General features: G+C 66.7%; 10 protein-coding genes. 6 read left to right on the forward strand and 4 right to left on the reverse strand.

The genetic code is table 11. The features are described from left to right. Positions 1 to 124: 124 nt before the first annotated feature. Positions 125 to 1,198, forward strand: a complete 1,074-nt coding sequence (locus tag VJS38_RS15590) for a RelA/SpoT domain-containing protein (RefSeq protein ID WP_324089071.1) — start codon at positions 125 to 127, stop codon at positions 1,196 to 1,198. 72 nt (positions 1,199 to 1,270) lie between these two features. On the opposite strand, the gene VJS38_RS15595 is transcribed toward VJS38_RS15590, so the two are convergent. Then, a complete protein-coding gene (locus tag VJS38_RS15595; RefSeq protein WP_324089072.1) occupies positions 1,271 to 3,010 on the reverse strand; it encodes a response regulator in 1,740 nt (579 codons plus the stop codon). A 257-nt stretch (positions 3,011 to 3,267) separates the two neighbouring features. Between VJS38_RS15595 and VJS38_RS15600 the strand changes: the two genes are divergently transcribed. Continuing rightward, positions 3,268 to 4,557: a Rieske 2Fe-2S domain-containing protein gene (locus VJS38_RS15600; protein ID WP_324089073.1), complete on the forward strand. Its 1,290-nt coding sequence runs from the start codon at positions 3,268 to 3,270 to the stop codon at positions 4,555 to 4,557. A gap of 60 nt (positions 4,558 to 4,617) precedes the next feature. Next, the gene (locus tag VJS38_RS15605; RefSeq protein ID WP_324089074.1) at positions 4,618 to 5,559 is read left to right on the forward strand and encodes an NmrA family NAD(P)-binding protein; all 942 of its coding nucleotides are present in this window, start codon (positions 4,618 to 4,620) and stop codon (positions 5,557 to 5,559) included. A gap of 57 nt (positions 5,560 to 5,616) precedes the next feature. Here the strand turns inward: VJS38_RS15605 and VJS38_RS15610 are convergent, their stop codons facing one another. Genes VJS38_RS15610 through VJS38_RS15620 form a run of 3 tightly spaced genes read right to left on the reverse strand, consistent with a single transcriptional unit; the run spans position 5,617 to position 8,198 of the window. Further along, positions 5,617 to 6,963, reverse strand: coding sequence for a 3-hydroxyacyl-CoA dehydrogenase (locus tag VJS38_RS15610; protein ID WP_324089075.1), 1,347 nt, complete (start codon positions 6,961 to 6,963; stop codon positions 5,617 to 5,619). Further along, a complete protein-coding gene (locus VJS38_RS15615) occupies positions 6,960 to 7,346 on the reverse strand; it encodes a Zn-ribbon domain-containing OB-fold protein (RefSeq protein WP_324089076.1) in 387 nt (128 codons plus the stop codon). Before VJS38_RS15615 ends, VJS38_RS15610 begins: the two co-directional genes overlap by 4 nt. 45 nt (positions 7,347 to 7,391) lie before the next feature. Then, positions 7,392 to 8,198 (reverse strand): SDR family NAD(P)-dependent oxidoreductase, encoded by an 807-nt coding sequence (locus tag VJS38_RS15620; protein WP_324089077.1) that lies wholly within the window; start codon positions 8,196 to 8,198, stop codon positions 7,392 to 7,394. Positions 8,199 to 8,446: 248 nt separating this feature from the next. Between VJS38_RS15620 and VJS38_RS15625 the strand changes: the two genes are divergently transcribed. The 3 genes from VJS38_RS15625 to VJS38_RS15635 form a co-directional block, all read left to right on the forward strand. Next, positions 8,447 to 10,606, forward strand: coding sequence for an acetate--CoA ligase family protein (locus VJS38_RS15625; protein ID WP_324089078.1), 2,160 nt, complete (start codon positions 8,447 to 8,449; stop codon positions 10,604 to 10,606). Between the two features lie 45 nt (positions 10,607 to 10,651). Continuing rightward, complete coding sequence (locus tag VJS38_RS15630; protein WP_324089079.1) at positions 10,652 to 11,437, forward strand: crotonase/enoyl-CoA hydratase family protein; 786 nt, start codon at positions 10,652 to 10,654, stop codon at positions 11,435 to 11,437. Between the two features lie 51 nt (positions 11,438 to 11,488). Beyond that, the coding region (locus tag VJS38_RS15635; protein ID WP_324089080.1) for a thiolase domain-containing protein at positions 11,489 to 12,559 on the forward strand (1,071 nt) is incomplete at its 3' end.

Genomic DNA, 12,559 nt, shown 5'->3' on the forward strand with positions numbered 1-12,559 from the left:
GGAGTTTGGCCACTGCGAACCGGGTTCGCGAGTTAGAAGGCGCGGCACCTGAAGTCGCTGCCGAGTTGCGCAATCGGGACTATCTGCGCCAATGAGGGTTGGGCGATGAGCCGAGTCGGAAGCGATGGCCTGGACTTCACCGGCATACAGCAAGGCGCAGGTAGACGCGGCCGGCCGCACATTGCTCGACGTCTCCGCTGATTGGGACCAAGTCGATAAGGCGCTTGACGTTATAAACAATTGGCGGGCGTCCCACAGCTTCCCGCTGAACACGTTTACCGTCACACTCAAGCGGAAGGGCAGCAGCGTCGATCCGAACTGTCTCGTCGCGCAGCGGATCAAGCGCCTGGCCTCGATCACCCACAAGCTCGACCGCTTCCCCCGTATGCGGCTGTCGCAGATCCAAGACATCGGCGGTTGTCGCGCTGTCGTGAGCAGCATCGAGCAGGTTAGGGAACTCGTGGAGGTCTATAGGCGTAGCGATCTCAAGCATAAGCCGAAGATCGACGATTACCTTCTGCAGCCGCAGGAGTCCGGCTACCGCGGCATGCATCTCATCTACACGTACAATTCAGACCGAAGCGAGGTCTATAACGGCCTCAAGGTCGAGATGCAGATCCGATCGCAGTTCCAACATGCCTGGGCTACGGCCGTCGAAACTGTCGGGACCTTCATTCGGCAAGCTCTAAAGTCGAGCCAAGGCGAGGCGGAATGGCTTCGTTTCTTCGCGCTCATGGGGACGGCGATCGCGCACCAAGAGAATACTGCTCCCGTCCGCAACACCCCCAGTGATCGCGGGGAGCTGCGGAACGAGATCGCTGCTTATGTCGACGAGCTGGATGTGATCGGGCGCCTGGAGGCGTTTGGGCAGGCTTTGCAGACGATCGAGAACCCGACCGGCATGAAGGCCGATTACTTCCTTTTGGAACTTATTCCCGCCGCCCGTGAGGTTCTCGTCAAGGGTTTCGCCCGCAACCGGCTAGGCGACGCACAACTCGCGTATGCTGCCGCTGAGCGGCGAGTGAGCGAGCAGGGCGGAAGCGACGTGGTTCTCGTGTCAGTCGACTCTGTCGCGGCGCTGCGGCGTGCGTATCCGAACTACTTCCTCGATACGCGCATGTTCATCGAACTGGTCAGGGATGCGGTTCAAGGGCAACCGATGGCGCCTCCTCCCCCATTGCCGGCGGAGGCGATCTAAGGCGACGTCGTGCGTGAGGCTATGCGCTTCTTCAGTGAACTCCATGCGGCGCGGGCCGACGCCTGAGCGTCGCTAAGCCGCGGCCGCGCTGTGCTCGCGCGAAGGTCGCCCGGGGCGTTCAGCCAGGATCTGATCGATCGCCGCCAGCAGCTCTGTTGGCGTGACGGGTTTCATCACGAATGCGTCCATGCCGCCGGCGAGGTAGGCGTCGACCTGGTCCATCGAGACCGAGCCGGTCAGCGCAATGACGGGCTTGTTCCTGTTCGGTCCGGGGGTGGATCTGAGCCGCCTCGTCACCTCCAGCCCGCTCATGCCGGGCATGTGAATGTCCATCAGGACCAGGTCGAAGTCTTGCCCGGCAAGGTATTCCAACGCCTGTTCACCGCCTTCGGCGCACTCGACGACAGCTGCGATGGACTGCAGCATCAGGGAGAACGCCAGGCGATTCACCTGATGATCGTCGACAATCAGAATACGCAATCCTGAGCCCGCTGAAGCGACTGTGGGCTCCGTGGCCGCAGGGGCCTCGCAAGCCGCAAGCCTCAACTCGACATGGAACGTCGAGCCCACCCCCGGTTCGCTGGACACCGTGATGTCGCCGCCGAGCAACCGGGCCAATTCGCGGCTGATGTGCAGCCCGAGCCCTGTGCCGCCATGCGCGCGCGCCGTGGAAGCGCTCAATTGCTCGAAGGCGCTGAACAACAGGGCGGTCTGCTCGGGCGTCATGCCCGGTCCCGTGTCCTCGGCGTCAATCGAGATGACGATGGCGCCGTCGAGCTCCTGTGCGCGGAACCGGAGCGTCAGGCCTCCGGCGTCGGTGAACTTGGTGGAGTTCGACAGAAGGTTGTTCAGGATCTGCCGCAGGCGTGTCGGGTCGCCCTCGACCCAGCGCGGAAGGCGATGCGATCCTTCGAGTTTGAGATAGAGCTGCTTTCGCCGCAATTCCGGGCGCCAGAAGCGGACGGTCTCCAGGAGCGTTTCGCGCAGGTCGAAGGGCACGGTTTCGACGCCCATTCGACCGGCTTCGATCTTCGAGAGATCCAAGAGCTCGTTCAACAGAAGGCGCATCATCTGGGCCGCGTCCGTGATCAGGGCGGCGTTGTTTCGCGACGTGGCGTCCGGAGCCCAGTTCGCCAACTCCGCCGCGCCGGCGAGGATGCCGCTGAGCGGCGTGCGCAGTTCGTGACTGACCATGGCGACGAAGGCCGACTTGGCCGTCGTCGAACGCTCGGCGGCTGCCCGCGCTTCCACCAGCTCGATCGCTGTGCGGCGGTTGGCGGCCGAAATCTGGTGGGTGTGCATGAGAAGGCCGGCGATGCTGAGGCACAGCACGATCGGCCCGGCAGGCCCGTCACTGAGCGTGAAGCTCCATCCGGCAAGGACGACGAGGTAGGTCGCCAGGGGCAAGATCGCGGCATAGTAGGCGGCCGTGGACCGCCTTGCGATGGAGGTCGCCAACGAGACAATGCAAAGCAGAAGAAACGCCCCGCCGACCAAGCCCCAAAGCCCGCCGACCAGACCTGCCGCAAAGGGGACCGCGCCGAGCAACATGTGCTTGGCGCCCACGTAGACCGTAGCTCGCCGCGCCCAGCGCCGGCGGGATTGCGCGGCTGTTGGCGGCCGTTCGATCCTGGGACCCACGACGTCGACCAGGACGATGAAGGTCACAAACCATGCGACCACGAACAGCCATCCCAGGAACGGGACAAAGCTAATTGCAATAGCCACATCCGTCGCCCAACGGCCGCGCATGTTCCGTCGGGCGTGCGCCAGGGATTCGGATAAATACTCTACCTCTTCGCCGGCTGACATGCGCCCCCTCGCACTTCACCCAGCCGACGACAGATCACACCTGCGTCTAAAGAGCGTTAAGGGGCCGGTTGTTGCGCGTGACAGATTGTCGCCCGCCCGTCGCCGCGTGGGTGGCGGGCGCGCGTCCGCCGAGGCGGAACCTAATCCAAATGGACAGGAATAATCTTGTAAACTGACCTCTCGGAAATATAATCTGCGCGGCGAACGGGGCGCGGAAGACGCGGTCAAACGCGGCTCGCGAGTTGAGGGAGCAGGATATGCCGACGCTTGATACTCAGCGCCTCGATTTCCGCGTCGGCGCCGATACGCCCCTGGGTCTTGCGCTGCGCCGGTACTGGACGCCGGTGTGCATGAGCTCCGACGTCGCCGAGCCGGACTGCGATCCGATTCGGGTTTGGGTGCTTGGCCAATCCTATGTCGTCTTCCGCGACACGGCCGGTCGGGTGGGCGTGATCGACGAAGCCTGCCCGCACCGGAAAGCGTCCCTGGTGTTCGGGCGCAATGAGGAGGGCGGCATCCGCTGCCTCTGGCACCAATGGAAGATCGCCACGGATGGCGCGCTTCTGGAGACTCCGAACAATCCTGACGGCGGCTTCCGCGAGCGGGTGAAGGCGAACGCTTACGACGTCGTGGAGTCCGGCGGCCTGATCTGGGGCTATTTCGGTCCCGCCGAGCTGAAGCCGCCCTTTCCCGAATTCCAATGGGCCGGGCTTCCGCCGGAGAACGTGCTGATCATTCCCGTCGACCTTGACTGCAACTTCGTGCGGCCGCTGGAGGGTCTGGTGGACACCTCCCACGTGGCGCTGCTGCACGCCGACGCCGTGAAGCGGCTGTCCCGGGAGTTCGGCGCGGGCGACGGGGCGGCCTTGAACGCGGATTCGATGCCGCATCTGGAGCTCGAACTGACCGATTTCGGCTTCCACTACGCCGCGATCCGCAACCTGCCGTCGGACACGGACGCCGCCCAGGTCAGAATGACGGCCTACGCCGCGCCCTACGCCTGTTTCATCTCGCCCGGGGACCATGCTCACATCAGCGTGCCCCAGGACGACACGCACACGCGATTGTACAACGTCATGTGGAGCCGCGATCAGCGTCTGGACGCCGGCGAGGCGCGAGACCGGCTGATCGCCATGTACGGCTTGACGGACGAGATTCTCGACCGCCAGGGCATCCGCGCGACGATGCCGCCGCCGGGACCGCTGGGGCGCAGGAACCACTTCGTCCAGGACCGGGACGCCATGCGGTCCGGAGAGACGTTCACAGGCAATCTCGGCCTCACGGCGGAAGACGCCGTGATGACGGTCACGATCGGCTCGATTTCCGACTATCGAGGCGAGCACCTGACGCCGGCCGACTTGGGCGTGGTGCGCCTGCGGCGGGCCGTCAACGACATCGCAACGAGCGTGGCCGCGGGGCGTGAACCGGTAGGGCTGCGGCCGAGGACAGATACACGCCGGATCGGCGCGCCCTCCGGCGTTCTCGCCGTCGGCGCGGACTGGCGCCTGCTCGTCCCGGATCATGCGCGCCTCGACAAGACGGCCTGAGCGCCGCGTCCCGACCGGCGTCAGAGCTCCACGCCCATCCTTCTCAGGTGATCCCTAGCCATGCCGTACAACCGCAAGCCGATCCCCGAAAGCATCCTGATCTTTGGCGCAGGCGCGCGCCTCGGCGGGCCGCTGGCCGCGTTCCTGGCGCGCGAGGCGCCCTTGGTCCGGCTCCGGCTGGCCACCCACAGCGCGGGCAAGGCGGACGCTCTACGCGAGAGGTTCCCGTCCGCCGAGGTAGTGGTCGCCGACTACCTGGACGTTTCGTCCATGAGGCGCGCGCTGGACGGCATGAGCGGGGCCTTTGTGGTTACGCCGAGCGGAACGGACGAGCGGCCGGCGATGACGAACCTGGTCGAGGCCGCCAAATCCTCGAGCCTCGTTCACCTGCTTCGCGTCGTCGGGATTCAACCGGAAGCCAATGCGCACCGCATTCCGCAGTCGCTGCGGGACCATGGCCTGGGCCTGCCGATCCAGCATCCCATCGCCAAGCGGATCCTGGACGACAGCGGCCTGCCGGTCACCTACCTCAACTGCGGCGCCACCTTCATGGACAATTTCCTCGCGCCGCCCACGGTGGAGGCGTTGCGGCGGTCGCGGACATTGATCTGGCCGGAGCGGCTGATCCCGTTCATCGATCCGCGGGATGTGGGCGAGGCGGCCGCGCGCCTCCTCCTTTCGGACAACCACCGCCATATCGGCCAGCTCCACACGCTCAACAACGGGCAGGACATCCTGCGCTTCGAAGACGTCGCCAAGCTGATGAGCGAGGTGTGGAACGAGCCGATCCGCCACGACAGCTCCAAGGAAGCCTTCTTCGCGACCTATTCCCAGATGGGGCCCCGGCGTCAGTATCTCTGGGATTTCTTCCAGTACGAGCAGGACAATGAAGTGGTGTGGGCGCGCAACGATTTCGTGGAGCGCATGCTCGGGCGCAAGCCCACGACGCTGCGGGGCTGGCTCATCGAGCACCGTGACGCGATCCTGGGCGCGCCGTCCTAGAGGCTGTTAGCGTTCGGCGGTTCGAATGAACCACCGAACGCTCCAGGCGCGATCTGATCAGGCGGGCTCGTTTCCAGGCGTTTCCGAAAGGGGACGGCCTTCACGAACGAGCTTTTCGAGCAGCGGCGCGGGCGCGAAGTGGTCGCCGTGGCGCGCCTGCAAGGCCTGCAGGCGATCGCGCACGTACGCCAGGCCGAGCATGTCGCCGTAGTAGGTCAGCCCGCCCTTATCGAGCGGCCAGCCGTATCCGGTGTTCCAGATGACGTCGATGTCCGACGCCCGCTGGGCGACGCCTTCGTCGAGAATCTTGGCTGCTTCGTTGATCATCGGCAGGATCATGCGATCCAGGATTTCCTGTTCGCCGATGTCCCGGGCGGTGACGCCGGTGCGCTCGCGGACAGAGGCGATGATCGCGTCGACCTCAGGATCGGGGATCGGCGTGCGATCGCCCGGTTCGTAGCGGTAATAGCCCTTGCCAACCCGCTGACCGAGCCGGCCGGACGCATAGAGCGCGTCGCCCACCGGGTCTTCCTCGCCGGTCTGCTGGCGAAGCCGCCAGTTGAGCTCGATGCCGCCAACCATGTCGAAGAGGGCGAACGTCCCCATCGGGAAGCCGAAGCGCACGAGCGCGCGATCGATCTGCGCGGGCGTCGCGCCCTCCACGAGCATCCGCGCCGCCTGGTAGTCGCGCTTGGCGAAGATCCGGTTGCCGACGAAGCCGTCACACACGCCGACCACGACGGCCACCTTTCCGAGCCTGCGCGCGAGCGCCATGGCGGTGGCCAGGCACCGGTCCGACGTGTCGCGTCCCCTCACGACTTCGAGAAGCCGCATGACCTGCGCCGGGCTGAAGAAATGCAGGCCGACGACCTGCGCAGGTCTGCCGGTGGCGGCCGCGATCTCATTGAGGTCGAGAGAGGAGGTATTGGTCGCCAGCACGGCGTTTTCCGGGGCGACGGCGGAGATCTGCTGGAAGATCTGCCGCTTGAGCGCCATATCTTCCCACACGGCCTCGATGAGCAGCTCGGTCGGCCGGACGTCGGCCAGGTCCGTGACGCTGTCGAAGCGCCGCAGGCGTTCTTCGACCTCCGCTTCGGTCAGCTTGCCGCGCTTGATGGCGTTGGTCCAGTTGGCGCGGATGCGGGCGGTGGCGTTCGCCATGTTGGCCGGCGAGGTCTCCACCAGCGTGACGGCGAGCCCGCTTTGCAGCAGGGCGGTGGCGATCCCGGCGCCCATCTGCCCGCCGCCGATCACGCAGACATGCGACAGGTCCGCCGGCGCGACCTTAAGATCGACGCCGCGGATCGAAGCTGCGGCCCGTTCGGCGGCGATCGCATGTTCGGCCGCATCGGCTGACGAACCGCCTGAGTGGTGGGCGAGAGGCTTTGGATCGGAACCGGTCATTCGGCGCTCCGGGCAGGCGTGGAGAGACTGAAGGTCGGCAGGGATTGTCCGGCTCGCATCGGGGCCAGCCGTACCCGGGCTCCGATCCGCACCTGGTCCGGAACGCTCTCGTCGATCAGCGCCAGGATGCTCGGCCCCTCGTCGAGCGTGACGAAGGCCGGCACGGAAACATCGTCACGCCGCCTCCAGACGGTGAAGGAATAGACTTCGCCCTCGCCGACGGCCTGCGTCCAATCCGTCTCCCCGCTGCTGCAGAAGGGGCAATAGGAGCGCGGATAGTGGTGATGCTGTCCGCATTGCGCGCAGCGGCGGAGCAGAAGCCGCCCGTCCGCCAGCGCTGCCGTATAGACTTGGAGGTCCGCCACGTCGGGTGCAGGTGTCATGACGGGGTCCGTTCTCGACTTGTGGTGATCGGGGAGGCGCGGCGGCTATTCATCGCGTCCCTTGGCGTCCCGGGAGGCGCCGCCGCGCACGAGATGGAGGCCGGCGTCAGACAGCAGCGTTTCACCGGTGATGGTCCGCGCCGCCGACGATGCGAGAAAGAGCGCAGCTTCCGCCACGTCATCGGCCGTGCACGCCATCTTCAGCGGGGTGACCCGTTGCGCCATGTCCCGCAGTCGGTCGGCGTCGGCGCCCAGACGTTCGAACCAGGGCGTATCCATGTAGCCGGGCAGGATCGCGTTGACCCGAATTTCCGGCGCCAGCGCGCGCGCCAGCGCCTGGGTCATGGTGATCAGCGCTGACTTGGAGAGAATGTACGGGAGCGAACTTCCCTCCGCCGTCACCGCGCCGACCGATGAGGTGTTGACGATCGCCGCGCCGGGCGCGGCGCGCAACAGAGGCAGGAGGACGCGCGTCGCCTGATAGGTTCCGATGACGTTGGTCCGGTACACATTCAGGAAATCGTCCGCATCGAGCGCGTCCATTGCGGCGAAGTCACGGGCGTCGATCGAAATGGCGGCGTTGTTGAACAGGGCGTCGAGGCGCGCGTATTCGCCGGCTGCATCGGCCAGCTGGCGCGCCGCCTGATCTTCGGCGATGTCCGCCTGCACCAGTCTCGCCGTTGCGCCGGCGGCCTCCACCAGCGCGGCGGTCTGCCGCGCGGCGTCCTGCGAGCGGGCATAGTTCACCAGCACCGCGCGCGCGCCAGCCCTCGCTGCGCCGACCGCAATGCTGCGGCCGAGCCCGGTGCTTGCGCCGGTCACGGCCACCACCTTACCGGAAAAATCCAGCATCCCGTCTCCCGCCCGTGACCAGCGCCCGGCCTCGCTGGGGCAGGCGCTCGACAATGGCCAATATTACTGATCAAATGGACAGGATAATATCCGCGGGTCAAGTGGGAAAGCGGCGCGGTGTGCGCCTGGCCGACAAAAAATCGCGCCGGACCGGCTTGCCAAGACCCAGGCGCCACGTTACTAACCTATCCAACCGGACAAAATAACCCGTGGCTGAGACGCGGTCTGCGGCGATGGGGAGGGGAAGAATGGCGGCTGTTTCTTTCGGGACCACGGTTGGCGATCCGTCGGATTTGCGCGCGGCGGCGGTGCATCGGCTGCTCCACCCGCGGTCGGTCGCGATCATCGGCATGTCGGCGCGCGCGGGCTCGGCGGGACAGATCGTCCTGTCAAACCTGAAGCAGAACAACTTTGCGGGTGAAGTTCATCTGGTCGGCCGCAGCGGCGGGCAGATCATGGGACATCCGGTCCTCGCCGGGGTGAACGATCTGCCCCTCGACGTGGATCTCGCGGTGCTGGCGGTGCCCGCCGCCGGCGTGGTCGAGACGATCGAGGCGTGCATCGCGCGACGGGTCGGGTCGGGCGTCGTGTTCGCCTCCGGCTTCGCCGAAGCGGGCGAGGACGCGCGGCTTGCGCAAGAGGCGATCAGCCAGCTGGTCGTGGGCGCGGGCTTCGGCCTCGTCGGCCCGAATTGCATCGGGTTTACCAACTATGTGGACGGCGTCGACATCGGCTTCATCCCGGTGCCGCCTGCCGGCGCCCTGCCCAAGGAGAGCCTTCCGACCCTGGCCATCCTTGCGCAGAGCGGCGGGCTGATGGGGCATATGTATTATGCGCTGGCCGCCCGTAATCTGCCGGTGGCGTACCGCATATCCACCGGCAATGAGGCCGGCCTCGATCTGGCGGATTATGTCGCCTACATGGCGGGCGACGAGGCGGTGAGCACGATCGCGCTCTACGCCGAGCATATCCGGCGTCCGGCCGCTTTTCTGGAGGCCGTGGGCAAGGCGCGCGCCGCCGGCAAGACCTTGGTCATGATGCACACCGGACGAGGGGCGCAGGCGCAGAAGGCCGCGGCCTCGCACACGGGGGCGATGGCGGGCGACTATGCGGTGATGGCGACCTTGGTGTCGCGGGCCGGCGTGATGCTGGTCAATACGCTGGAAGAGCTGATCGATTGCGCCGAATTCCTGGTCCGGTATCCGGACCCTCCGGTGCGCGGTCCGGCCTTGGCGACCACCTCCGGCGCCTTCTGCGCCATCGCGCATGATTATTGCGAGGAACTCGGACTGATCTTGCCGCCGCTGTCGGCCGCGAGCCTGGACGTGTTGCGGCCGCGCATGCCCGAGTTCACGCCTCCGAAAAATCCGCTCGACCTCACGACCCAGGTGGTGTGGGACGTTCCGCTGGTCGCGGATGCGGCGCGGGTGCTTGCCGAGGACCCGGCCATGGGCAGCGTGACCATCGCCGTGCCCGACGGCGGCAAGGCCGCGGCGATCGAATGGCTCCGGCCGCTGGCGGACACGATCGCCGAGACGTCCGCGCCGATCCTGCTGACGGTGCTCGGCGAGGATGCGCCGATGCCGGACGATTTCGAGGCGCTGGCGCGGGAGCGCGGCATGCTGCTGTACCGCTCGCCCGAGCGCGCCTTGCGGACGGTGGCGAGCGTCACGCATTACGGGCGATCGCTCGCCCGATCGCAGGCGCAGGCGCAGCCTCCGGGCGCCCCGCCATTGCCCGAGCTGCGGCGCGGCGCCCAGCCCGAGTGGCTGGGGAAGAAGGTGCTCGAAGCGATCGGCGTCGCGGTTCCCGCCGGCGGCCTGGCCAGGTCTGCAGAGGAGGCGGCCCAGATCGCCGGGCGGATCGGTTATCCGGTCGTGGTCAAGATCCAGGCGGCGGAACTGGCGCACAAGACCGAGATCGGCGGCGTCGCCCTCGACATCAAGGACGAGGCCGGCGTGCGGGCGGCCGCGCGCACCATGCTGGAGCGGGTCGCCGCCGATTTCCCCCACGTCGCCGTCGATGGAGTCCTTGTCGAGGCCATGGCGCGGAAGGGGCTGGAACTGGTGGTCGGCGCGAAGCGCGACCCGAACTGGGGCCCCGTGACCCTCGTCGGCTTGGGCGGCATTCTGGTCGAAGCGCTGCACGACGTAAGGCTGCTTCCCTGCGACCTGCCGCTGGCCGAGGTCGTCGCCGAGATGCGCCAGCTGAAGTCCGCAAAGTTGCTGACGCCGTTCCGCGGCCGCCCGGCGCCGGACCTCGAAGCCGCCGCCAAGGTCGTCTGCGCGATCGGCGATCTGATGCGAGCCCGCCCCGACATCGTCGAAATCGACGTCAACCCGTTGCTCGCGCTCGCCGAAGGCGAGGGCGTCATCGCGCTCGACGCCCTGATCGTCGCCAAGGATTGACGGCGCACCGCTTTCGAGCGCGACCCGAAACGCAAGGATAGAGACGTGGCGGAAGACCTCATCAGCTATGAACTTGACGGCTCCATCGCCCTGATCGGGATCAACCGTCCCGCCAAGCGCAATGCGCTGAACACGGCGGCGACCCGCGCCTTGATCGAGGCGGCGGAGCGCGCGGGCCGGGAGGCCAAGGCCGGCGTCATCTTCGGGCACGGCGAAAACTTCTCCGCGGGCCTCGATCTGGTCGAGATCGGCGACAAGCGAAAGCGCGGCGTCAGCGACAGCGAGAAGCTGGATCGCCATCAAGAACACCTGGGCTTCGACGTCATTGCCAGGGGCCGCATTCCGTTCGTCGCGGCGCTGAACGGGGCGGTGATCGGCCTTGGCATGGAGCTCGCCGCGGCCGCCCAGATCCGGGTCGCCGATCGCAGCGCCTATTTCAGCCTTCCAGAGGCCATGCGCGGGATCTTCGTCGGCGGCGGCGGCTCGGTTCGGATCCAGAAGCTGATCGGCTATGCCTGCATGGCGGACATGATGCTGACCCGGCGCGTCCTCTCGGCGGAGGAGGCGCGCCAACAGGGGATGTGCCAGTATCTCGTCGAGCCCGGCCAAGCCCTCGCCAGAGCCCGGGAGCTCGCATCCACCATCGCGGAAAATGTGAGCCTTTCCAACTGGGCGGTCTGCAACATCCTGCCCCGCATGATGGACCTCGGCCACGATGACGGGTTCATGCTCGAACAGATGTCCGCCCATTACATCTTCGGGGAGGAGTCCCAGGCGCGGCTCGACGACTTTGCGGCGAAGCGCGCGGCCAGCGTCAAGCCTGCTTCCTGATGAGCGCGGCGCGCCGTCCGCGGCGGTTCCGAGAATTGCATGGAGCGTGACTTGTCGACCGAACCGCGCGCCTTCATCGCCGGCCTCTTCGAGCATCCGACGCGGCGCGCCGACGGCCTGAGCCGGGCGCGGCTGCACGCCGATGTCGCCTACGGCGCGTTGGCGGACGCCGGCCTCACCACTCAGGATGTGGACGGATATTTTTGCGCGGCCGATGCGCCGGGTGCGGGCGGCATGGCGATGGCCGAGTACCTCGGCCTGACCAAGCTGCGCCATCTCGACAGCACTGAAACGGGCGGGTCGTCCTACCTCTTCCACGTCCAGCACGCGGTGGACGCGATCCGCGCGGGCCGGTGCAGCGTCGCGCTCATCACCATGGCGGACAACCAGCTCGCCGAGCGTCGTCCCTTCGGGCTGACGGGGGTCGACCTTCAGAGCGCGCCGGACAGCCCGTTCACCGACTTCGTTCCGGCGCCGCTCTACGCGATGGTCGCGCAACGCCACATGTACGAATACGGCACCACCAGCGCGCAACTGGCGTGGGTGAAGGTCGCCGCCTCGCACCACGCCCAGCACAACCCGCACGCCCTGTTGCGCGACGTCGTCACCGTCGAACAGGTGCTGGAATCGCCACTCGTCGCCGACCCGCTCCATCGGCTCGACTGCTGCGTCATGACCGACGGCGGCGGCGCCATCGTCATCGCACGCGAGGAAATCGCAAGGGACGGCAGGCATCCTCTGGTCCGTGTCAAAGGCAGCGGAAGCGCGATCGGGCATGCCAGCGGGGGCCGGATCGACATCACCCGGACCGCCGGGACGCGATCGGCCGCCCTGGCTTTCGAGGAAGCCGGCATCCGGCCCGGCGACGTCAAATATGCATCGCTCTACGACAGTTTCACGATCACCGTACTCATCCAACTGGAAGATATCGGCTTTTGCGAGCGAGGTCGCGGCGGCGCCTTCGTTGCCGATGGCAATTTGATATCCGGTGTCGGCCGCCTGCCCTTCAACACCGATGGCGGCGGCCTGTGCAGCAATCATCCCGGCAATAGAGGCGGCATCACCAAACTTCTGGAAGCCGCCCGCCAGGCACGCGGTACGGCGCACCCGGCCGTGCAGGTC

The sequence above is a fragment of the Phenylobacterium sp. genome, assembly GCF_035276905.1.
Taxonomy (GTDB): domain Bacteria; phylum Pseudomonadota; class Alphaproteobacteria; order Caulobacterales; family Caulobacteraceae; genus Phenylobacterium.